Annotated in this window: 17 protein-coding genes and 1 tRNA gene; 8 read left to right on the forward strand and 10 right to left on the reverse strand. The window is 73.4% G+C overall.

Features of this window, described 5'->3' with window-relative positions; translation table 11 throughout:
- Positions 1 to 188: 188 nt before the first annotated feature.
- The 4 genes from AB0927_RS00985 to AB0927_RS01000 are packed head-to-tail and all read right to left on the reverse strand — an operon-like array spanning position 189 to position 5140.
- The gene (locus AB0927_RS00985) at positions 189 to 1526 is read right to left on the reverse strand and encodes an AAA domain-containing protein (RefSeq protein WP_366665318.1); all 1338 of its coding nucleotides are present in this window, start codon (positions 1524 to 1526) and stop codon (positions 189 to 191) included.
- Positions 1523 to 3112, reverse strand: a complete 1590-nt coding sequence (locus tag AB0927_RS00990) for a hypothetical protein (RefSeq protein WP_366665319.1) — start codon at positions 3110 to 3112, stop codon at positions 1523 to 1525. The genes AB0927_RS00985 and AB0927_RS00990 overlap by 4 nt, the downstream gene beginning before the upstream one ends.
- The gene (locus AB0927_RS00995) at positions 3103 to 4194 is read right to left on the reverse strand and encodes a hypothetical protein (RefSeq protein ID WP_366665529.1); all 1092 of its coding nucleotides are present in this window, start codon (positions 4192 to 4194) and stop codon (positions 3103 to 3105) included. Before AB0927_RS00995 ends, AB0927_RS00990 begins: the two co-directional genes overlap by 10 nt.
- Position 4195: 1 nt before the next feature.
- The gene (locus AB0927_RS01000) at positions 4196 to 5140 is read right to left on the reverse strand and encodes a phosphatase PAP2 family protein (protein WP_366665320.1); all 945 of its coding nucleotides are present in this window, start codon (positions 5138 to 5140) and stop codon (positions 4196 to 4198) included.
- Between the two features lie 238 nt (positions 5141 to 5378).
- Between AB0927_RS01000 and AB0927_RS01005 the strand changes: the two genes are divergently transcribed.
- A complete protein-coding gene (locus tag AB0927_RS01005) occupies positions 5379 to 5975 on the forward strand; it encodes a histidine phosphatase family protein (RefSeq protein WP_366665321.1) in 597 nt (198 codons plus the stop codon).
- 34 nt (positions 5976 to 6009) lie between these two features.
- Here AB0927_RS01005 and AB0927_RS01010 read toward each other — a convergent pair whose 3' ends face one another.
- On the reverse strand, positions 6010 to 7488 hold the full coding sequence (locus AB0927_RS01010) for a hypothetical protein (protein WP_366665322.1): 1479 nt from the start codon (positions 7486 to 7488) through the stop codon (positions 6010 to 6012).
- Between the two features lie 267 nt (positions 7489 to 7755).
- Here AB0927_RS01010 and AB0927_RS01015 point away from each other — a divergent pair, with 267 nt between their 5' ends.
- Together AB0927_RS01015 and AB0927_RS01020 are read left to right on the forward strand one after the other, a co-directional pair.
- Positions 7756 to 8163, forward strand: coding sequence for a hypothetical protein (locus AB0927_RS01015; RefSeq protein WP_366665323.1), 408 nt, complete (start codon positions 7756 to 7758; stop codon positions 8161 to 8163).
- A gap of 34 nt (positions 8164 to 8197) precedes the next feature.
- A complete protein-coding gene (locus AB0927_RS01020) occupies positions 8198 to 9067 on the forward strand; it encodes a fused MFS/spermidine synthase (RefSeq protein WP_366665324.1) in 870 nt (289 codons plus the stop codon).
- Positions 9068 to 9290: 223 nt separating this feature from the next.
- On the opposite strand, the gene AB0927_RS01025 is transcribed toward AB0927_RS01020, so the two are convergent.
- The gene (locus AB0927_RS01025; protein ID WP_366665325.1) at positions 9291 to 10715 is read right to left on the reverse strand and encodes a GH1 family beta-glucosidase; all 1425 of its coding nucleotides are present in this window, start codon (positions 10713 to 10715) and stop codon (positions 9291 to 9293) included.
- Between the two features lie 146 nt (positions 10716 to 10861).
- Positions 10862 to 11911: a LacI family DNA-binding transcriptional regulator gene (locus AB0927_RS01030; protein ID WP_366665326.1), complete on the reverse strand. Its 1050-nt coding sequence runs from the start codon at positions 11909 to 11911 to the stop codon at positions 10862 to 10864.
- A 494-nt stretch (positions 11912 to 12405) separates the two neighbouring features.
- Here AB0927_RS01030 and AB0927_RS01035 point away from each other — a divergent pair, with 494 nt between their 5' ends.
- The 5 genes from AB0927_RS01035 to AB0927_RS01055 all read left to right on the forward strand — a co-directional run bounded on the left by AB0927_RS01035 (position 12406) and on the right by AB0927_RS01055 (position 18938).
- Positions 12406 to 13719 carry an ABC transporter substrate-binding protein gene (locus AB0927_RS01035; RefSeq protein WP_366665327.1) on the forward strand — a complete coding sequence of 438 codons (1314 nt, stop codon included), beginning with the start codon at positions 12406 to 12408 and terminating at the stop codon, positions 13717 to 13719.
- Between the two features lie 424 nt (positions 13720 to 14143).
- The gene (locus tag AB0927_RS01040) at positions 14144 to 15136 is read left to right on the forward strand and encodes a sugar ABC transporter permease (RefSeq protein ID WP_366665328.1); all 993 of its coding nucleotides are present in this window, start codon (positions 14144 to 14146) and stop codon (positions 15134 to 15136) included.
- Between the two features lie 14 nt (positions 15137 to 15150).
- Complete coding sequence (locus AB0927_RS01045; RefSeq protein WP_366665329.1) at positions 15151 to 16059, forward strand: carbohydrate ABC transporter permease; 909 nt, start codon at positions 15151 to 15153, stop codon at positions 16057 to 16059.
- 242 nt (positions 16060 to 16301) lie between these two features.
- Positions 16302 to 17750: a GH1 family beta-glucosidase gene (locus AB0927_RS01050; RefSeq protein ID WP_366665330.1), complete on the forward strand. Its 1449-nt coding sequence runs from the start codon at positions 16302 to 16304 to the stop codon at positions 17748 to 17750.
- Between the two features lie 132 nt (positions 17751 to 17882).
- Complete coding sequence (locus AB0927_RS01055) at positions 17883 to 18938, forward strand: LacI family DNA-binding transcriptional regulator (RefSeq protein WP_366665331.1); 1056 nt, start codon at positions 17883 to 17885, stop codon at positions 18936 to 18938.
- Positions 18939 to 19026: 88 nt separating this feature from the next.
- On the opposite strand, the gene AB0927_RS01060 is transcribed toward AB0927_RS01055, so the two are convergent.
- The 3 genes from AB0927_RS01060 to AB0927_RS01070 form a co-directional block, all read right to left on the reverse strand.
- Positions 19027 to 19099 (reverse strand) — tRNA-His (locus tag AB0927_RS01060).
- Positions 19100 to 19215: 116 nt separating this feature from the next.
- Positions 19216 to 19821, reverse strand: a complete 606-nt coding sequence (gene orn, locus AB0927_RS01065) for an oligoribonuclease (RefSeq protein WP_366665332.1) — start codon at positions 19819 to 19821, stop codon at positions 19216 to 19218.
- Positions 19822 to 19938: 117 nt separating this feature from the next.
- A complete protein-coding gene (locus AB0927_RS01070; protein WP_366665333.1) occupies positions 19939 to 21168 on the reverse strand; it encodes a helix-turn-helix domain-containing protein in 1230 nt (409 codons plus the stop codon).
- Positions 21169 to 21291 lie beyond the last annotated feature (123 nt).

Genomic DNA, 21291 nt, shown 5'->3' on the forward strand with positions numbered 1-21291 from the left:
GAGGCCGAGGTACCGCTCACGGCCGCCGGCTCACCCGGTGTTCCGCCAGGTGTGCGAGTACCGCGTGGTTCGCCTCCCAGCCGTCCGGGGCTGTGTCCATCGGCCGCCTCCGGCGGCGTGCCGGACTCCGTCCGGCGGGTGGGCGGTGTCGCGCTGAGGGTCTGCCGGGGGGGATGCCGGGGCGGCGGTCACGGTCGCCAGCTCACCCGGTGTTCCGCCAGGTGTGCCAGTACCGCGTGGTTCGCCTCCCAGCCGTCCGGAAACTTCACCAGCGTGCCCAGTTGGACCGGTTCCGTGGAGGGGTAGTCGTCCAGCAGGTCGCCCACGCCGGCGCGGCAGACCACGATGCAGGCGTGGCGGTGCCGGGAGGCGAGGACGCACAGGCGGCCGGTCTCCAGGTGGAAGGCGGTGGCGTCGGGGCGGCCGGAGAGCGGGTGCAGGACGACCGTGACGTCGTACTCGCGGCCCTGGAGGCGGTTCGCCGTGTCGACCGTCACCTCGGCGACGCCCAGGTCCGCCAGCGCGGAGCGGACCGCCGCCGCCTGGTCGCGGTGGGCGGTGCCGACGGCGATCCGGGCGGCGGTGAGGGGGGCCGGGTCGGGGGTGCCCTCCGAGACCGCAGCGCCGCCCCGGTCCAGCAGCCGGCGCACCACCGCCGCCACCGCCCGCACGGCCTCCGGATCGGTGCGCGGCGTGTGCCGGGCGGGCAGCTCCAGCAGGCCCCAGCCGGAGTCGGCCGCCTCGTCGATCACCCGGTCCGGGCCCGAGCCGTCGGAGGGCACGGCGAAGGTCAGCCGCCGGTCGCCGGGGCCGGTGCCGCTGCGGAACGGGGTGTACGGGTAGAACGCGTCCGAGACCAGGGGCGCCGCCGAGGCGGGCAGCCGCCAGGACACCGGCAGCCGGTGCTGCGGCAGCCCGGGGTTGTGGGCGAGCAGCGTGCTGACGGCGGAGGCCGAGGGGTCGTACGACAGCCCCGCCCACTGCTCGCTGCCGACGATCGCGAACGGGTCGAGCTGGCCGGGGTCGCCCACGAACAGCGCCCGTTCGAACAGGCCGGCCACCGCGAGCAGGGAGTCCGAGCGCATCTGGTACGCCTCGTCCACGATCGCGTGCCGCCAGGGCTCGTCCACCTTCACATGCGCCCACTTCGCGGCGGTGGACAGCACCACCGGCAGCCCGGCGAGGTCGGCCGCCTTCGCCGACGTACGCACCTGGGGCAGCTCGTCCAGCGCCTTGTCGTACGCGTCCGCGTCGCTGCTGTGCAGGCGGCCCACGGGCAGCTCGGGGTTCTTCCCGGCCAGGCGCAGCACGAGGTCGTCCACCTGGGCGTTGGTCTGCGCCACCACCATCAGCGGGCGCCCCGCGTCCGCGAGTTCGAGCGCCGCCCGCACCACCAGGGTCGACTTGCCCGCGCCGGGCGGCGAGTCGACCACCACGCCCCGCTCGGTGGCGCTCAGCGTGTCGTGGAGGATCGCGTCCGTGGCGCGGGCGGCGGCGGCCCCGGGGTCGGCGTCGACGGTCGTCACAGCACGTCCTCCTCGGTGATCGGATCGGCGGCCTCCGCCACGGCCTCGCCGGGCGGCCCGCCGTGCGTCCACGGGGTCTCCTCGGGGCCGGGCAGCTTCGCCCCGCCGCGCTGCTCGTGTTCGAAGAGGGTGAAGCAGACGCGGTCACCCTTCTCCGGCACCGAGCCGGGCTCCGGCTCCCGGCCGCGGCCCATCTTGTCGAGGACGCGCAGCACGAGGGCGTCCTCGGACGCCCGCTCGACGAACTCCGCCGACTGCGGGCGGCCGCCCAGCGAGCGATACACCTTCGCGCGCTCCGCCAGTTGCGGCCGGTCGTCGGTGCGGACCGTCACCAGGGGGCGCGGGCTCGGCCGTCTGCCCTCGCTGTACGCCATGACGACCTCGGTCACCTCGCCCGTGAACGCCTCCCCGGCCAGCCGCCGCCCCGCCATCACCAGCGGATCGTCCAGCGCCTCCTGCGCCTCCAGGCGGGCCTGTTCGCGCTCGCGCGCGGCCAGTTTGTTCGCCGCCGTCACCGCGTCGTCCCGGCGCGGCTGCGGGGGCTCCCCGGCCAGCACCCGGTCCCGGTGCCCGGTGAACGACCAGCGGTCCCGCGTCCAGCGCTCCTCGACATGCCCGCCCTCCGGCAGCGCCCGCAGCAGGTCCAGGCCCCGCCACACCGCGTCCCAGGCGGGCCGGACCTGGCTCTCGACCAGGTCGCGGATCTCCCGCTCGGCCCGGGTGAGCGCGGCCAGCCGGTCGTCGGCGTCCAGCGGGTCCTCGGCGGCGGCGAGGGCGGTGCGCGCCCGGTCGTACCGCTCGATCGCCGGGGCCAGCAGCTTGTTGTCGAACGCCGGATCGGTGGCCGGTCCGGCCGGCGGACACCGCAGCTGCCCGGCCGGGTCCCGGGCCAGCTCGGCCTCCCGCGCGGCCTCGGCGCCGCTCGTCCCCTCCGGGGGGTCGATCCAGGCCAGCAGCGCGCCCAGGTGCTGGTCCTCCAGACCGGACTGGCCGGTCGCCCAGTGCCGGGAGAGCACATCGGTGAGGGCGAGCAGCAGCGCGGAGCCGGGGACCCGGGACCGCTCCCCGTAGTGCGTGAGCCAGCGGCCGAGCAGCGGCACCCGGGGCGGCGCCGGATAGGGCGCCTCCGGGTCCTGTTCGGCGGTGCGGCGGAACCGCATGGAGCGGCCGAGCAGCCGGACGAACCCGAGGCCCGCGCGGCTCGGCACGATGAGCTGGGGCGCGTCCGTGCACAGCTCCACCTCGACCTTGACCCGCTTGCCGGTCTCCGGGTCGGTGTCGGTGCGCTCGGCGGCCTCCACGGCGGCGGCGTAGGAGTCGATGTACGGCAGGATCACGTCCGCCAGCTCGGCGAGGAACGTGAAGCGCAGATCGCGGTCGCGGGGCTGCGGTACGACCAGCAGCCGGGGCGCGTCCCGGTCGGTGCCGACCAGCGCGCCGAGCGGGGCGCCGGCCTCGCCCGCGGTGGTGAGCGGCACGAACACCAGCGGACGGCCGGACAGATGCCGGTGCCGTACGGTCGCGGCGGGCTGCGCCCGCCCGCTGCCGACGGCCTCCAGCCGGGCGAGGGTGTCGATCAGCGACATACGGCCGTCACCTCCCGGCCCCGGGCCTCCTGGAGCGCCTCCGCGCGCAGGGCGGCCGCCCGGCGCAGGGCCGCGACCGCCGGATCGTCCGGATCGCCCAGCTCGCCGTGGGCCGCCGCGAGGACCTCCGCCACCGTGGTCAGGCCGCCCAGTTCGGCGCGCAGCGGCCGGCCGAGGCGGGTGACCGCGCCGGCCGCACGGGCGCGGTCCCGGCAGTGGAAGGCCAGTTCGCAGGTGGACAGGCACTCGGGCGCGTACGCCGCGGGGACCGCCGCCACGGCGGCCGTCAGCTCCTCCGGGCCGCGGTCGGGCGCGAAGCAGGTGCCCTCGGGCAGCTCGTCGGCGATCTCCTCGATGCGGGTGAGCCGGGCGAGCTGCCGCGCGGTGACCGCCCGCTGTCTGCGCACGTCGACGGCGGAGCCGGCCGGCAGGTTGGAGAAGTCCTTGGGGCACACCAGCAGCACCCGGTGGCGCACCCGCGGGGCGGGGTCCAGCCGGGCGGCGACGTCCTCCAGGGCGAGCACGTACACCGCGGCCTGCCGGGCGGCCGCGCCCACCTTCGCCGGGTCCGCCGACCCGTCCAGCATCGGGAAGGACTTGATCTCCACCACGGACCAGCTGCCGTCCGGGTGCACCACCACCGCGTCCGGCTCCAGGAACGCGAGCGAGCCCGCCACGTCCAGGGCGAGCATCGGATGGTCGAGCAGTGTCCAGCCGCCCGCGCGGGTGGCCTCCCGCAGCGCGAGGGCCGTACGCGCCGTACGCCCCTCCGGACCCTGCGCGGTCAGGTCGGGCACGGCGGCCGGCTCCGGGGCCTCGGCGCCCGGGTCGAGGCAGGTGTGCGCGAGGCGCAGCAGCTCGGCGCCGCCGTCCGCCTTCACCTTCGCCTCGAACGCGTTGCCCCGGGTCAGCGCGAACTGAGACTGGCCGAAGCCGGAGGGCGCGCCGAGCGCGCTCGCCAGCCGGGCCTTGTCCACCCCGGCGCCGTCCAGGATCGCCCGTCTGCGGCACCCGGGGTTCGCGGCCAGCGCCGCCAGGGCGCGCGCGTCCAGGGCCTTCGCCGGTACGTCGGGGCCGCGCAGCTCAGCGAGCCGGTGCCGGAGCCCCGTCGCCCGCGTCGGTGGGGGAGGGGTCCGGCTCGGCCGCGGTGCCGGGCCGCGACTCGCGCTGCCGTGGAATTCGCTCACCCGCGGAAGTCTGGCATCCGCCACTGACAACCGGGGCGGCCCCGGTCCCCTTGACGGCCGCGAAGCCCTTGAACAGCCGGGCGCGGACCAGGTCGGCGACCCGCAGCACGCGCGGCGCGCACAGGTAGCCGACGCCCATCACGGCCATGCCGGCGAGCGCGTCCAGGAGGTAGTGGTTGGCCGTGCCCATGACGACCAGCGCGGTGCCCAGCGGATAGAGCACGGCCAGCACCCTGGTGAGCCGGGTGCGGCCGTGCCGCCACAGCATCAGCCCGCACCACAGCGCCCAGCCGACGTGCAGGCTCGGCATCGCCGCGTACTGGTTGGTCATCCCGCCCAGCCCCCGCGGCGCGCTGGCGTCGCCGCCCCACCAGCCGTACGAGCTGTAGTGGGCCATGGTGTCCACGAAGCCGTGGTCGGCGGTGAGCAGCCGGGGCGGGCAGGTCGGCAGCAGGGTGAAGCCGATCAGGCCGATGAACGTGGACGTCATCAGCCAGGCGCGGGCCCGCCGGTAGTGCTCGGCGTGGGACCGGAACAGCCAGACGAGGACCGCGGGCGTGACCAGGTAGTGCAGCGAGGCGTACCAGAAGTCGGCGGGTATCCCGAGCCAGGGTTCGTGGGTGAACAGGCGGTTGAGGGGGTGCTCGGCGTTCAGGTGGAGCAGCTTTTCGGCGCGCAGCAGGGCCAGGCCGTGGTCCACGGCGTCGTCGACGTCTCCGCGTACCAGGAGGCGGCCGGCCGAGTAACAGCCGTAGACGAGGACGAGCAGCGGCAGTTCCGTCCACCAGCGCAGCCGGGTGCGGGGCGCCACCTCGGTGCCCGGTGTCTCGGTCTGCGCCATCCGATCGCCCTCCCCCTGTCCGCGGTACGGCCGCCCGGCGGGCGACCGTGCCACTTTACGGTGTCCTTTTGCGGCCCATGCGGGTGCTCCGGAGTCGTCCGGTGCGGGCGGCTCCGGCCCACGAAGACGCCGGGACAGGGCGTGGGGTTGCCCCCGAAGGGGTGAGCGATGATGGAGGGGCCGACTTTTGTTGTTCCTGTGGCGTTTTCTCGGCGCCCGCCTCCCGGAAAGGTCCCCCATGGCACCGCGCATCCTGCTGGCCCGGCACGGACAGACGGCTTGGTCGCTGTCCGGCAAGCACACCGGCAGGACCGATGTGCCCCTCCTGGAGGAGGGACGGCACGGCGCGAAGCTGCTCGGCGAACGCCTGCACCGGGCGCCGCTGGACGGGCTGCCGGACGCCGTGGTGCGCACCAGCCCGCTGGCGCGCGCGTCGGAGACCTGCGCGCTGGCCGGGTTCGGGGAACGGGCCGAGTCCTGGGACGCGCTGATGGAGTGGGACTACGGCGCCTACGAGGGCCTGACCCCCGCGGAGATCCAGGCCCTGCGCCCCGGCTGGCTGATCTGGCGCGACGGCGTCCCCGACGGGGAGAGCGTCGCCGAGGTCACCGCGCGGGCCGACGAGGTCGTCGCCTGGGCCCGCTCCGCCGACCGCGACGTGCTCCTCTTCGCCCACGGCCACATCCTGCGCTCCCTCGCCGCGCGCTGGCTGGGCTTCCCGCTGGACTTCGCGGCCCGCGTCCGCCTGAACCCGACGTCCCTGTCGGTCCTCGGCTGGGCGTACGGCGAACCGGCGCTGGAGAGCTGGAACGACGTGGGCCACCTGGCGGGCTGAACCGCCACGGCCCGTGCCCCGCCGCCGGGTGCCGCTACGCCCTCGCGGTCCTCGGGTACGCCGTGTGGCGGTCGAGGAAGTCCGAGACCCCCGCCGCCCTCCGGTGCGGCAGCAGCACCCGTGCCGTCCCCGCCAGCATCGTCTGGATGCGGGACGACTGGACCTGGTCCAGGAGCGAGAGCACCCGCGCCCCCGCCTCCGCCGCCTCGTCCGGCCGCCCCGCGCGCGCGAGGTCGTCGGCGAGTTCGGCGGTGTAGAGGGCGATGTTCCGAGTGAAGTGGGGATCCTGGAGGTCCGCAGCCCGCCGGGCGTGCCGGGACGCCCGATGCCAGTCGCCCAGCATGGACCAGCACTGCGCCTCCAGCCCCTCCAGTTCGGCCTCGCCGTAGAAGCTCATCCACTCGGGGTCGTCGTCGGAGCGCCCCCGCGCGAACAGGGCCTGCGCCCGCGCGAGCGCCCGCGCGCAGCCGGTGCGGTCGGCCAGCCCCGCCCAGCCCCCCGCCTCGCGCAGCGCGAGCAGGGAGTTCAGCCGGTCGGAGCCGAGCGGCCGGGCCGCCCGCTGCGCGGCCTGCGCGGCCCGCACCGCCTCCCGGGGCCGGCCCGCGTCCCGCGCCAGGAACGCGGTGTTGCAGAAGGCGTGCGCCTCCACCGCCTCGTCCCCGGTCATCCGGGCCGTGGCCAGCGCCTCCGCGTAGTGCGAGCGCGCGTCGTCGAAGCGGCCGGAGTCGTGCGCCAGCCAGCCCACGGAGATGGCCAGTTCGCCCGCGCCCGCGTGCAGCCGCTCGACGGTGGCCTGCCGGGTCGCTCCGGCGTCCAGCAGCGAGTACGCCGCGCGCAGCGGGGCCGCCGCGCGCCGGTAGAGGCCGTCCGCGCCGTGCCGGTCGTCGAGCAGCCGGATCCGGCGGACCGCCTCTTCCAGGACGGTCGCCTCGCTGCCCCCGGGCCGGCGCGGGCGCCGGGGGGCGGGTACGGCGTCCGGGGTGAGCCGCAGCGGGCCCAGCGCGGCGGCGGCCACGGTGGCGCCTCCGCCGGTCATGAATGCGCGACGCAGCACGTCGCTCTCCTCGTGGTTCGGATGGTCGTACGGGTACGGCCCCGGGGGGTCGTACACCTCGTGCGGGTCATACGGGTCGTGCGCGTCCTGCTGGTCCTGCGGCTCGACCGCCTCGCCCGCCGCCGCGGCCTCCCGCCCGGTGAGCGCCCGCGGCGCCGTACGTGCCGCGCGGCCGCGGACCGACGAGCGGGGCGCGAAGCCCAGGTCGGCGAGTGTGCGACCGGGGAACATATGGAGGAACACCCGCTCGTAGGCGTAGTTCGGGCAGCGGATCTCACCCGCCTCGACCCGCCCCACGTAGCGCGCGTCACAGCTCACCCGCTCACCGATCTCCCGCGCGGCCCGCCGCACCAGCGCCGCGAACTCGGCCGGTGAGCGCCGGCCGCGCAGCCGCCGGAAGGCGAGGTTCGGCCGTGGTGGCCGCTCGGGCTGTGACGAGGTCACGGTTGACGACGCCATGGCCGGGTCCTCTCGTGCGAACCGTCGAACCATGCCGGTACCGGGGCGGGCCCGGGACGCGTCGCCCGGGGGATGCCCTGGTTCCGGCGAGCAAGAACGTACCCGCTGTGAGGGACCCGCCACGCTGTGTTTGGCCACAAAAGCGGATATCTCCTACGTGATCTGCCATGAAGTGCCATCCTTTGCGGCGCACTTGTGCCGTAGCCGTTGACGCGGTCGCGCGTTGGACGGGGTGGATCGCGACAGTGCCGTGTGGTGGAGGCGGGCATGGAGACCAGCCAGAGCAATGGACCGTGTATCTCGCCGCTGCCGCCCGCGCCGGGCGACACGGTGTGCGACCTGGTGACCGTGCCGGCCCGGCAGGGCCTGGAAGCGGTCGACATCCTGCGCCGCGGCGCCGCGGACGCGGTCGGCCCCGTGCTGCACGACGACGACCGCGACACCCTCGGCTTCCTGGTGCCCGCCGGCACAGCCGCCTGCTGGGACGTACCGGGCAGCACCTGTACGGAGACCGACGGGCGCGGCCTGTGCCTCGCCCCCGAGCCCCCGGTCGCGGGCGCCGACTGGCTCCTGCCGCCCGGCGACGACGCCGACTTCGCCACCGACCCGGCCGTCCTGCGCGAGGCCCTCGGCGAGGCGGCGCGCCTGATCGAGGTCGCCGACAACTGCCGCTGACAAGGGCACACAGGGGACCTGCGAAAATGGGCGGATGGGCAGGTCCAGGAACCCGCGGCGCGCAGCGACCGCAGTCAGCGCCGTCGAGGAGGCCGTCGACGGCGGGCTCGCGCGACTCGTGCCCGACCCGGACCGGCGCCGGGCCTGGACGCTGCTGATCGACGAGGCGCCCCAGTCACACGTCGACCTGGACGACCCCGCGTACCTCTCCTTCGAGTACCAGCGCCGCCTCGGCCATGTCATCGACCTCGCCGCCCCGCCCGGCAAGCCCGTGCACGCCGTGCACCTCGGCGGAGGCGCCCTCACCCTCGCCCGCTATGTCGCCGCCACCCGGCCCCGGTCCACCCAGCAGGTCGTGGAGCGGGACGCGAGTCTGGTGCGACTGGTGCGGCGGGAGCTGCCGCTGGATGCGAACGCCCGGATCCGGGTGCGGTCGACGGACGCCCGCGCGGGACTCGGCAAGGTGCCCGACGGCTGGGCCGACCTGGTCATCGCCGACGTCTTCAGCGGCGCCCGCACCCCCGCCCACCTCACATCGACGGAGTTCCTGGACGAGGTCCGCCGCGCCCTGAAGCCGTCCGGGATCTACGCCGCCAACCTCGCCGACGGCCCGCCGCTCGCCCATCTGCGCGGCCAGATCGCCACCGCGGCCGCCCGGTTCGGCGAACTCGCGCTGATCGCCGACGCGGCGATGCTGCGCGGCAAGCGCTTCGGCAACGCGATCCTGGCCGCCTGCGACCAGCCGCTGCCGCTGCCCGAACTCACCCGCCGCGCCGCCTCCGACCCGCATCCCGCCCGGGTCGAACACGGCCGTCAGCTCACCGACTTCACCGGCGGCGCGCTCCCCGTCACCGACGCGGCGGCCGTGGACTCCCCGGCACCGCCGCCCTCGGTCTTCCAGTGAACCCGGGCCGCCCGGCCGCGTCTTCCGGGACCGGCCGGCCAACGCGAGCCGGCCGGTCCCGGCCGGACCCCACTCCGGCCGGGACCGACCGCCCCCCGTACGGGCGAGCGCCCGCCCGAGGACGGGGAGGCCATGGGCCCGGCGCCACCCGCCGTCCCCCTCGTGACCCGGCGGGGGACCGCTTCATCGGCTGTTCAGTACCGGAGCCCCGGCCCCGGTGACGTCAGTCGCCGTCCACCGGCGGCAGTTCGCCCGTCCGGGCCGCCGTGCCGTACCAGTGGGCGCTCGACTTCGGAGTGCGCTCCAGGGTCGTGTAGTCCGTGTACACCGCGCCGAACCGCTTCTCGTAGCCGTACGCCCACTCGAAGTTGTCCATGAAGGACCACAGGTAGTAGCCGCGCACGTCGGCCCCGTCGGTCATGGCGTGCCGCACCTCCGCGAGGTGGGCGCGCAGATAGGCGATGCGCTCGGGGTCGTGCACCCGGCCGTCGGCGTCGGGCTTGTCGTCGTAGGCCGCGCCGTTCTCCGTCACGTACAGCGCGAGCCCCGGGGCCTCGCGGGAGTACCGCATGATCAGGTCGTACAGGCCCGACGGGTCGACCGTCCAGCCCATCTCGGTGAGGTCGCCCGGCGCCTGGTGGAAGGCCACGTCGTCCGCGCCCGGCCACGGCGAGTCCGCGCTCGCGCCGTGCGGGTCCGCGCGCGGCCCCTCCGGCGTGTTCGCGCCGGAGGAGACCAGCACCGGCGTGTAGTAGTTGAGGCCCAGCGCGTCCAGGGGCTGCCTGATCTCCACCAGGTCCCCGTCGCGGACGAACGACCAGTCGGTGACCGACGAGGTCGCCTCCAGCAGCGTGGCCGGGTACGCCCCGTGCAGGATCGGGCCGTGGAAGACCCCGTTGGCGAGGTCGTCGATCCGGCGCGCCGCGGCCAGGTCCGCCGGGTCCTGCGACAGCGGCCGGATCACCTGGGAGTTGAGGCTGACGGCGACCGAGGCGTGGGCGGGCAGCACCGAGCGCAGCGCCTGGGTGGCCAGTCCGTGCCCCAGGTTCAGGTGGTGGGCCGCCCGCAGCGCGCCCGCCGGCTCGGTCCGGCCCGGCGCGTGCACCCCGGAGGCGTAGCCCAGGAAGGCGCTGCACCACGGCTCGTTGAGCGTGATCCACTGCTCCACCCGGTCGCCGAGCGCCTCGCCCACGAGCTGCGCGTACTCCGCGAAGCGCAGCGCGGTGTCCCGCTCCGGCCAGCCGCCCGCGTCCTCCAGCTCCTGCGGCAGGTCCCAGTGGTAGAGGGTGACCGCCGGTTTGATCCCGTTGGCCAGCAGCTCGTCGACCAGCCGGCGGTAGAAGTCCAGGCCGGCCTGTGCGGCGGGGCCCCGGCCGGTGGGCCGTACGCGCGGCCAGGAGACCGAGAAGCGGTAGGCGTTCAGGCCGAGCCGCGCCATCAGCGCCACGTCGTCGCGGTACCGGTGGTAGTGGTCGACAGCGTTGTCACCGGTGTCACCGCCGGCCGTCTTGCCGGGCTGGTGGCTGAAGGTGTCCCAGATAGAGGGGGTACGGCCGCCCTCCCGCACGGCGCCCTCGATCTGGTACGCGGACGTCGCCGAGCCCCAGAGGAAGGCAGGAGGGAAGGACACGGTCATCGGTTCGGGCATGGAATCGCTCCCACGAGTCGAGTGGGACCATTATGCATGGGAGCGCTCCCATAGAGAACGGGTAGGGCCGCGGAGGTGCACGACGCGGGGCTCCGCGAAGGACCCGGGACCGCGTGCCCGACCGGCCCTCAGTGCCTCTCGTTTGATCAGGCCGACTCGCGCACCACCAGTTCCGTCGGCAGGACCACTGCCCGGTGGCCGGTGCCGCGGTGGGCGATCTCCTCCAGCAGCAGGCTCGCCATGGTGCGGCCCATCTCCTCCAGCGGCTGGCGGACGCTGGTCAGCGGGGGATCGATGTGCCGGGCCACGATCGAGTCGTCGAAACCGACGAGGGCCACGTCCTGCGGCACCCGCAGGCCCGCGGCGCGCAGTTCCAGCACCGCGCCCGAGGCCATCACGTCGGAGGCGGCGAAGACGGCGTCGAGTCCGGGGCGCCGGCGCAGGAGTTCACGCATGGCCGCGCGGCCCCCGTCCTCCGTGAAGTCGCCGCAGACGACCAGGTCCTCGTCGACGCTGACGCCCGCGCGCGTCAGCGCCTCGCGGTAGCCGTCGAGCCGTTCCCTGGCCGCTTCCATGTCCATCGGGCCCGCGATGGTGCCGATGGCCCGGCGGCCGCCGGCCAGCAGGTGCTCGACCGCGATCCGGGCGCCGCCCAGGTTGTCCGCGCGGACGTGCCCGAGCCGCTCGGCGTCGCTGCGCCGCCCGGCCAGCACGGTCGGCACGGCGAGTTCGTCCAGCCGGTCGGCCAGGGTGTCGTCGCTGTGGACGGCCATCAGCAGGACCCCGTCCACCCGTTGCGCGGACAGGTAGCCCGCGAGGCGCTCGTACTCGGCCCCGTCCCGCGCCAGTACCAGCAGCAACTGCATCCCGGCGCCGGCGAGTCCGGCGGAGACGCCGCGGATGATCCCCGAGAAGTACGGCTCGGAGAAGAGCCGGGTCTCGGCGTCGGGCACGACCAGGGCCACCGAGTCGGTGCGCCGGGTGACCAGGGAGCGGGCGGCGCGGTTGGGGACGTAGCCGAGTTCGGCGATCGCCTGCTCGACGACCGCGCGGGAGTGGGCGCTGACCTTGGGGGAGCCGTTGATCACCCGGGAGACCGTGCCGCGGCCGACACCGGCACGGGCGGCGACGGCGTTCAGAGTCGGGCGCCGGACGTCCGCGGTCCTGTGCGGCTGCGGCAGTTCGGCAGAGCTCATCGTTCACCTTCCGGCGCTGGGTGCGGGGGCGCTTCATTCTGACCCAGAAATATCCGACCACCGGCCCGGCGTGCCGCGCACGGTCCCCGCCCTCGCCGTCAGAACCCCCTGTGACCTGCATGGATCTCGCGGCGCCGGGAAGCGGCCGACGTCCTCTGACGACCCGTCACGCGAAACGTTCGCGTGACGTGCTGAACACGCTTACGCAACAACGCCGTTTTCAAGTCTTGACACGTGGCCCGGCAACAACGAGTCTTCCGGCATGCCGCGTGGGAGCGGTCCCACGGTTCACCGGGGTTCACTCCCAGGTGGCTGAAAACCACCAAAGGTCCTTCCCTCTGTACCCATTGACACGCCGTTGACCAGCATCTTTTCATCGCTCCCCGAGTGCTGTGGCTGGCCGCTGCTCGAACCGAGAGGGCAGGTCCGGTCCGTCGCGCAGCGGCGGTCTGATTCCTGAGGTCCCGTTCCCCACTGGAACAAGGAGTAGTGGAATGCGTATCACCCGTACCGGCGGCCGCAGCGCAGCGGCCGTGGCCACGGCGGTCCTGGCGGCTTCCGCCGTGCTGCTGACCGGCTGCAGCAGCGACAACGGCGGCTCGAACGCCTCGGATTCCAACGGGAACATCACCCTCACGGTGAGCGACTACGGCCAGTTCGGCTACAAGGAAGCGAACCTGTTCGCCGAGTACCACAAGCTGCACCCGAACATCACGGTCAAGGAACAGACCACCGCGAACGAGCAGGACTACTACCCGCGGTTCCTTCAGCAGCTGAACTCGAACAGCGGCCTCGGCGACATCACGGGCATCGAGGTCGGCCGTATCAAGGAGGTCGTCGACACCCAGGCCGGCAAGTTCGCCGACCTGAGCAAGTCGATCAACGTGAACGACTGGCTGTCCTGGAAGGAGAAGCAGGCCACCGCGGCGGACGGCACGGTGATCGGCGCCGGCACCGACATCGGCCCGATGTCCCTGTGCTACCGCAAGGACCTGTTCCAGCAGGCGGGCCTGCCGACCGACCGCGAGGACGTGGCGAAGGCGGTCTCGGGCGGCTGGGAGGACTACATCAAGCTCGGCGAGAAGTACCAGGCGAAGGCGCCCTCCGGCACCAAGTTCATGGACTCCGCGAGCGCCATGTACAACGCGGTCGTCTCCTCCTCCGCCAAGCAGTACTACGACGCCAGCGGCAAGCCGATCTACAAGGACAACCCGGCCGTCAAGCAGGGCTGGGACCTGGCCGCCGAGGCCGCGTCGAAGAAGATGAGCGCGGGCCTGGCCCAGTTCCAGGACCCGTGGCAGGCGGCGCTGCGCAAGGGCACCGTGGCCACCGTGGTCTGCCCCGCCTGGATGGCGGCCCAGATCTCGACCTACGCCGGTGACTCCTTCAAGGGCAAGTGGGACATCGCCCACGCTCCCGGCACCACGGCGTCCGCCTGGGGCGGCTCCTTCCTGGCCGTGCCCAAGAGCGGCAAGCACGTCAAGGAGGCCATCGCGCTGGTCAAGTGGCTGACCGCCGCCGAGCAGCAGGCCGCGGTGTTCAAGGCCGCCGGTGTCTTCCCGTCCAACAAGGGCGCCTACGACATCGCCAGCGTGAAGGACGCCAAGCTCCCCTACTTCAGTGACGCCCCGATCGGCCGGATCTACTCCGAGGAGGCCACCTCCATCCCCGAGGCCGTGCTCGGTGCGAAGGACGGCGTGATCAAGGACACGATCTCCACCCAGATCAACAACATGGAGCAGCGGGGCACCAAGCCCGACACGGCCTGGAAGGCCGCGACCGACTCCATCGACAAGGCGATCGGCTGACGAACGCCAGGTGCGGGCGGCCCCGGCGGTCGCCCGCACCGCGCCCGTGAGCGGAGCCCACGAGGGCTCCGGCCGCGGGCGCGGGGCCGTCGAGCGGGGCGGGCCGGAGCCGGGACCGTGAGCAACGGGACCCGGACCGGCACGGCCACGCTCTCCAGGACCACCACCCGACCGGCGACTCTCGCCAGGCCCGCCACGCCCGGCGGGAGCCGCCGGACGGGCAGGCACCAGGCCCCAGGCCGGTGCCCGGCCGACCGGACCCGGTGTCCGGCCGCCGGGACCGGCCCCGCACGCACGTCAGGCCGCGGCGCGGGCCGCTCGGCACTGCAGTCCATCCGCACAGGGAGCGGCGGGACGGGCGCCCGGTCCCCTGACACGACTCTCGCCCCGTACCCGGCCCAGACCTTCAGGGAAGGACTCCCTCGTGGCAACGACAACCCCCGTACGGGGCGCCAGCACCCCGCCCCCTGGCGGCTCCGGTGCCGCGCCGAACGGACGCAGCAAGTGGCGTAGCCGGCTGTGGCGCTTCGACGACATGGCATCGCCGTACGCCTACATCGCCCCCTTCTTCCTCGTCTTCGGCGCCTTCGGGCTCTACCCGCTCCTCTACACCGGCTGGATCGCCCTGCACCGGGTGGAGATGACGGGACTGAACCAGTCCCAGTGGGTCGGCTTCGACAACTTCTCCAAGATCCTCCAGGACTCGGAGTTCTGGACGGCCGTCGCCAACACCTTCATCATCGGCGTCATATCCACCGTCCCGCAGCTCATCGTGGCGCTGGGCCTGGCCCACCTGCTCAACTACAAGCTGCGCGCCAGCACGTTCTGGCGGACGGTCATCCTCACCCCGTACGCCACCTCGGTGGCCACCGCCGCCCTGGTCTTCGCCCTGGTCTTCCGGGCGGACGGCGGCATCCTCAACTGGGTGCTGCACTTCTTCGGCGCGGGCAACACCGACTGGGGCAACGGGGAGTGGACGTCCAAGCTCGCCATCTCGGCCATCGTGATCTGGCGCTGGACCGGCTACAACGCCCTGATCTACCTCGCGGCCATGCAGGCGGTGCCCAGCGACCTGTACGAGGCGGCCTCGATCGACGGAGCGTCGCGCTGGCAGCAGTTCCGCAAGGTGACGATCCCCTCGCTGCGGCCGACGATCCTGTTCACCATCGTCATCTCGACGATCGGCTCCATGCAGCTGTTCGGTGAGCCGCTGCTGCTCCAGGGCGGCACGCTCGGCGCCGTCGGCGGCAGCGAGCACCAGTACGAGACGCTCAGCATCTACCTCTACAACTACGGCTGGAAGCTCGGCCACCTGGGCCCGGCCGCGGCCGTGGCCTGGGCGATGCTCGTCCTGCTGCTGCTCATCGCCTTGATCAACTGGATCGTCGGCCGGCTCGTGCGCAAGAGCGCGGCCTGACGGGAGCGATATCGATGACCACGACCAGTCCCACCAACACCGCCGTGCCGGACCTCGTCGCCGCCGGCCCCAAGGGCCGACCGCGCTTCAAGATCGGTGCCGGCCAGCAGCTCAAGGGCGGCCCGTTCACCTACATCGCGCTCGTCGTCGTCGGCCTGGGCTCGATCCTCCCGCTGTACTGGACCCTGGTGGCCGCCTCGCACGACCAGCAGCGCGTCCTGGACAGCCCGCCGCCCCTGGTGCCGGGCGGCAGACTGTGGCACAACCTCCAGGCCGCCTGGGACCAGGCCAACCTGGGCAAGGCCATCGTCAACAGCGTCATCGTGGCCGGCTCCATCACCGTCGCCACGCTGTTCTTCTGCACCCTCGCCGGCTACGCCTTCGCCAAGATGCGCTTCCGCGGCCGCGGCGCGCTGATGACGGCCGTCATCGCGACCCTGACCATCCCGCCGCAGCTCAGCGTGGTCCCGCTGTTCATGCTGATGTCCGACATCGGATGGGGCGGAAAGCTGGAGTCGGTGATCTTCCCGACCCTGGTCGGCGCCTTCGGTGTCTTCTTCATGCGCCAGTACCTGCTGGAGGCCCTGCCCTACGAGCTGATCGAGGCGGCCAAGGTGGACGGGGCGAGCAACATCCGCATCGTCTGGAACGTGGTCCTGCCCGCGGCCCGGCCCGCGATGATGGTGCTCGGCATGCTCACCTTCGTGCAGGCGTGGAACGACTTCTTCTGGCCCTTCCTCGCGCTGAACCAGGAGAACCCCACCATCCAGGTGGCGCTCGGCCAGCTCAGCGCCTCCTACACCCCCGACCAGAGCATCGTCATGGCGGGAGCGCTGGTCAGCACCCTGCCGCTGCTGGTGGTCTTCATCGTCTTCGGCAAGCAGATCGTCGGCGGCATCATGGCGGGCGCCGTCAAGGGCTGAGGCCGCCGGGCGGGCCTCCCGCGGCCCGCCCCGTCCTCCGCGGTCCCGCCCCGCGTACGCCCCGGCACGTCCCGCCGCGTACGCCCCCTAACGGCCCGTCCGGTACGACCCGCAACCACAGCCTGCCTCGCACGCGGGCCGTACCGGACGGGCATCCACCGCCCCGCCCCCACCCCCGAACCCCCTCCGTCCCCCACCGCCGGACCACCGTCCGGCCTCTTCCTCTTGGGAGCGTTCTCACCATGACCGCCGTACGACCCGAGGCCCGCGCCCAGCAGGCAGCGGGCACCTCTTTCCCGCCGGGCTTCATCTGGGGCGCCGCCACCGCCGCCTACCAGGTGGAGGGCGCCGCCACCGAGGACGGCCGCACCCCTTCCATCTGGGACACCTTCAGCCACACCCCGGGCAAGGTCCGCAACGGTGACACCGGTGACATCGCCGCCGACCACTACCACCGGTACCGCGACGACATCGTGCTGATGAAGGACCTCGGCCTCAAGGCGTACCGGTTCTCCATCTCCTGGTCCCGGGTCCAGCCCACCGGCCGCGGCCCCGCCGTCGAGCGCGGCCTGGACTTCTACCGCAGGCTCACCGACGGGCTGCTCGAAGCGGGCATCACCCCGGTCGCCACCCTGTACCACTGGGACCTGCCCCAGGAGCTGGAGGACGTCGGCGGCTGGCCGCACCGCGACACCGCGCACCGCTTCGCCGAGTACGCCGACATCATGGCCCGCGCCCTCGGCGACCGGGTCGGCGTGTGGACCACCCTCAACGAGCCCTGGTGCAGCGCCTTCCTCGGCTACGGCTCCGGTGTGCACGCGCCGGGCCGCACCGACCCGGCCGCCACCCTGCGCGCCGCCCACCACCTCAACCTGGCCCACGGCCAGGCCGTCGGGGCGCTGCGCTCGGTCCTGCCCTCCTCCGCGCAGATCTCCCTCACCCTCAACCTGCACCAGGTGCGCCCGCTGACCGACAGCGCGGCCGACGCCGAGGCCGCGCGCCGCATCGACGCGGTCGGCAACCGGATCTTCACCGGCCCGGTGCTGGACGGCGCCTACCCCGAAGACCTGCTCGCCGACACGGCGCACATCGTCGACTGGGGCCAGTTGGTGCACGACGGCGACCTGGCGGAGATCTCCCGGCCCATCGACGCGCTCGGCGTCAACTACTACTCGCCGACCGTGGTCTCCCAGGCCACCGAGGGCGCCGGCACCACCAAGAACGACGGCCACGGCGCGAGCGACCACTCCCCGTGGACCGGCAGCGAGGACGTCGCCTTCCACCTCGCCAACGACGAGCTGACCGCGATGAACTGGGCCATCGACGCGGACGGGCTGCACACCCTGCTCACCGGTCTGGCGGCCTCGCACCCGCAGCTCCCGCTGCTGGTCACCGAGAACGGCGCCGCGTTCGACGACTACATCTCCCCCGAGGGCCTGGTCAACGACCCGCAGCGGATCGCCTACCTGCACGACCACCTGGACGCGGTCCGCCGCGCCATCGCCGACGGCGCGGACGTCCGCGGCTACTTCCTGTGGTCGCTGCTGGACAACTTCGAGTGGTCCTACGGCTATTCGAAGCGCTTCGGCACCGTCTACGTCGACTACTCCACCCAGCGCCGCATCCCCAAGGCGAGCGCCCACTGGTACGCCGGCGTGATCCGCGACAACGCCCTCCCGGCCGCCGAGTGAGCGCGGCGGCGGACTGACCGACAGGTCCGAGGGGCGCGGCCGGCATCCGGGGCCGCGCCCCTTCGCGCTCGGGACGGGCGGGTCCTGCTGTTACATTCCTGGCCTGAGTGCTGGGAACGGGAGGCGGCGACGATGGCGGTCAACGACGGGCGGGGCCGGGGCGGCCGGCGGCCGACCCTGGAGGAGGTCGCCGCTCGGGCCGGGGTCGGCCGGGGCACGGTCTCGCGCGTGATCAACGGCTCGCCCCGGGTCAGCGACGCCACCCGCGCCGCCGTCGAGGCGGCGGTCGCCGAGCTGGGTTACGTCCCCAACACCGCCGCCCGCGCCCTGGCCGCCAACCGCACCGACGCCATCGCCCTGGTCGTGCCCGAGCCGGAGACCCGCTTCTTCACCGAGCCGTACTTCTCCGACATGCTGCGCGGTGTCGGCGCGCAACTCGCGGACACCGAGCTTCAGTTGCTCCTCATCTTTGCGGGCAGCGACCGCGAACGGCAGCGTCTGGCGCAGTACTTGGCGGCCCACCGGGTGGACGGTGTCCTCCTGGTCTCGGTGCACGCCGACGACCCGCTGCCCGACCTGCTGGCCGAGCTGGAGATCCCCGCGGTGGTCAGCGGCCCGCGCTCGGACACGGAGACGCTCCCCTCGGTGGACGCGGACAACTACGGAGGCGCCCGCGCGGCCGTGGAACACCTGCTGGCCCGGGGCCGCACCAGGATCGCCCACATCACCGGCCGCCCGGACGTCTACGGCGCCCGGCGCCGCGTCGAGGGCTACCGCGACGCGCTGCGCGCCGCGGGCCTTCAGGAGGACGAACTCCTCGTGGAGCCCGGCGACTTCACCGAGGAGGGCGGTCGCCGTGCGATGTCCGCCCTGCTCGCCCGTCGCCCGGACCTGGACGCGGTCTTCGCCGGTTCGGACGTCACGGCGGCCGGCGCCCGCCAGGTGCTGCGCGAGCGGGGCCTGCGCATCCCCGAAGACGTCGCCCTCGTCGGCTACGACGACTCCGTCATCGCCCGCCACATGGACCCGCCCCTCACCAGCGTCCGCCAGCCCATAGAGCGGATGGGCCGCGCCATGATCGACCTCCTGCTCGCCGAGATCTCCGCCCGCCGCCCCCAGGGCGCCCGCACGGCGGCGCCGCGGCACGCGGTACTGCCGACGGAACTGGTGCCGCGGGCGTCGTCGTAGCACGTGTTCGGCCGCTGTCCGGCCGAGCCAGGTGACACCAAAAGGCCCCCGATCCGCGTTTCCGCGGATCGGGGGCCTTTGAAACAAGGGTGAGTGACGGGACTCGAACCCGCGACATCCTGGACCACAACCAGGTGCTCTACCAGCTGAGCTACACCCACCATGACCAGCGGTTCGGAACTGTGGTTTCCCCGACCGGCCGAGAAGAAGTCTACAGGGTCCGAGGGGGTGCTCGCGCACACGTTTTCGCGCGGCCCCCCAACGGACCCCGGACGGCTTACTTCGCCGCCGGCAGCACGTGCTTCGCGGCGATGGTCCGCGCCGTCTCCGAGTCGGGTCCCGGCTGCGGGACGAAGACGGCCTCGCGGTAGTAGCGCAGCTCGGCGATGGACTCGCGGATGTCGGCGAGCGCGCGGTGGTTGCCGTTCTTCTCCGGGCTGTTGAAGTACGCCCGCGGGTACCAGCGGCGGGCCAGCTCCTTGATCGAGGAGACGTCCACGATCCGGTAGTGCAGCCAGTCCTCCAGCGTCGGCATGTCCCGCAGCAGGAAGCCGCGGTCGGTGCCCACGGAGTTCCCGCACAGCGGGGCCTTGCCGGGCTCCTTCACGTGCTCCTTCACATACGCCAGGACCTGCTCCTCGGCGTCCTGGAGCGTCGTGCCGTTCGGGAGCTCCGCGAGCAGCCCGGACGCGGTGTGCATCTGACGCACCACCTCCGGCATCGTCTCCAGCGCCCGCTCCGGCGGGCGGATGACGATGTCCACCCCCTCGCCGAGTACGTTCAGCTCGGAGTCGGTGACGAGGGCGGCCACCTCGATGAGAGCGTCGTCGGACAGCGAGAGGCCGGTCATCTCGCAGTCGATCCACACCATGCGATCGTTCATGCGACCACCCTAAGACGGACCTCGCCTTTTGGATGCCCCGCGTCGGCCGGGAAGTCGGAGCCCGGACTCCGCGCCCCTTCTTCCCGGCCTCCCGGTCAGCCTCCGGTCAGCTCCCGATCAGCTCCCGGTACGCGGTCCGGGGAGCAGTGTCACCGCCCCGGCCGCCGCCGTGCGCCTGCCCTGCATCGGCACCCCGCTCTCGCGCTCCGCGTGCAGCATCGAGGACATGGCACCCATCGGCCCCGGACCCGCCGGCAGCCCCGCGGGCGGCAGCGGCTGCCCGGACGGCGGCTGCGGCGCGACCTCGGCCTCGCCCGGCTTGTCGCCCTGGGGCCGCCGGGCCCGGTATGCGGCCCGGTACGCGGCGGGGGAGGAGCCGAGCTGGCGGCGGAAGTGCCCGCGCAGCGCGACCGGCGAGCGGAACCCGCACCGGCCCGCCACCTCGTCCACCGAGTAGTCCGACGTCTCCAGCAGCCGCTGCGCCTGGAGCACCCGCTGGGTGATCAGCCACTGCAGCGGCGCGCTCCCGGTGAGCGAACGGAACCTGCGGTCGAACGTACGACGGCTCATGTAGGCGCGTGCCGCCAGTGTCTCCACGTCGAACTGCTCGTGGAGGTGTTCCAGCGCCCAGGCGACGACCTCGGCGAGCGGGTCGGCGCCGATCTCCTCCGGTAAAGACCTGTCGAGATAGCGCTCCTGACCGCCCGAGCGGCGCGGCGGGACCACCAGGCGCCGGGCCAGCGCGCCGGCCGCCTCGTTGCCGTGGTCCGTTCGCACGATGTGCAGACAGAGATCGATTCCGGCCGCCGTACCCGCGGAGGTCAGCACGTCGCCGTCGTCGACGAACAGCTCCCGCGGGTCGACGTGCACCGACGGATAGCGCTTGGCCAGCGTCGGCGCGTACATCCAGTGCGTGGTCGCCGGGCGGCCGTCGAGCAGTCCGGCCGCCGCGAGCACGAAGGCGCCGGTGCACAGCCCCACGATGCGGGCGCCCTCCTCGTGCGCTCGGCGCAGCGCGTCGAGCGCCTCCTCGGGCGGCGGCGCGGTGATCGAGCGCCAGGCCGGCACGACGACCGTACCGGCGCGGGAGATCGCCTCCAGCCCGTGCGGGGCGGTGAGTTCGAGACCGCCCGTGGTCCGCAGCGGACCTTCCTCACCCCCGCACACCAGCAGTCGGTAGCGCGGCACTCCGGCATCCTGGCGGTCGATGCCGAACACCGACAGCGGTATGGAACTCTCGAAGATGGGGCCGCCGCTGAACAGCAGCACCGCGACGATCTCCTTGCGGCGACGCCCGGACAGTTTCCGGACAGCGGCTTCCGGCGCGGCGGTGGAGTCGTGGCTCATACTGCTAAGCCCCCCTCGGTGGTCGCGGCTCCTCGGTTGTGTCGCTCCTGCACGTTTCCCCTCGGTCCTGCACGAGTCCCCCGCCGTAAAGACAGTCAAGATCGAATCTACTGGGTCCCGCGG

Source organism: Streptomyces sp. NPDC048106, assembly GCF_040706415.1.
In the GTDB taxonomy this organism is placed as follows: Bacteria; Actinomycetota; Actinomycetes; order Streptomycetales; family Streptomycetaceae; genus Streptomyces.

Coding starts and splice junctions, on each gene's coding strand:
- AB0927_RS00990 (WP_366665319.1), bottom strand. CDS start 3,112: ATGTCGCTGATCGACACCCTCGCCCGGCTGGAGGCCGTCGGCAGCGGG.
- AB0927_RS01000 (WP_366665320.1), bottom strand. CDS start 5,140: ATGGCGCAGACCGAGACACCGGGCACCGAGGTGGCGCCCCGCACCCGG.
- AB0927_RS01005 (WP_366665321.1), top strand. CDS start 5,379: ATGGCACCGCGCATCCTGCTGGCCCGGCACGGACAGACGGCTTGGTCG.
- AB0927_RS01010 (WP_366665322.1), bottom strand. CDS start 7,488: ATGGCGTCGTCAACCGTGACCTCGTCACAGCCCGAGCGGCCACCACGG.
- AB0927_RS01015 (WP_366665323.1), top strand. CDS start 7,756: ATGGAGACCAGCCAGAGCAATGGACCGTGTATCTCGCCGCTGCCGCCC.
- AB0927_RS01020 (WP_366665324.1), top strand. CDS start 8,198: ATGGGCAGGTCCAGGAACCCGCGGCGCGCAGCGACCGCAGTCAGCGCC.
- AB0927_RS01025 (WP_366665325.1), bottom strand. CDS start 10,715: ATGCCCGAACCGATGACCGTGTCCTTCCCTCCTGCCTTCCTCTGGGGC.
- AB0927_RS01030 (WP_366665326.1), bottom strand. CDS start 11,911: ATGAGCTCTGCCGAACTGCCGCAGCCGCACAGGACCGCGGACGTCCGG.
- AB0927_RS01035 (WP_366665327.1), top strand. CDS start 12,406: ATGCGTATCACCCGTACCGGCGGCCGCAGCGCAGCGGCCGTGGCCACG.
- AB0927_RS01045 (WP_366665329.1), top strand. CDS start 15,151: ATGACCACGACCAGTCCCACCAACACCGCCGTGCCGGACCTCGTCGCC.
- AB0927_RS01050 (WP_366665330.1), top strand. CDS start 16,302: ATGACCGCCGTACGACCCGAGGCCCGCGCCCAGCAGGCAGCGGGCACC.
- AB0927_RS01055 (WP_366665331.1), top strand. CDS start 17,883: ATGGCGGTCAACGACGGGCGGGGCCGGGGCGGCCGGCGGCCGACCCTG.
- orn (WP_366665332.1), bottom strand. CDS start 19,821: ATGAACGATCGCATGGTGTGGATCGACTGCGAGATGACCGGCCTCTCG.
- AB0927_RS01070 (WP_366665333.1), bottom strand. CDS start 21,168: ATGAGCCACGACTCCACCGCCGCGCCGGAAGCCGCTGTCCGGAAACTG.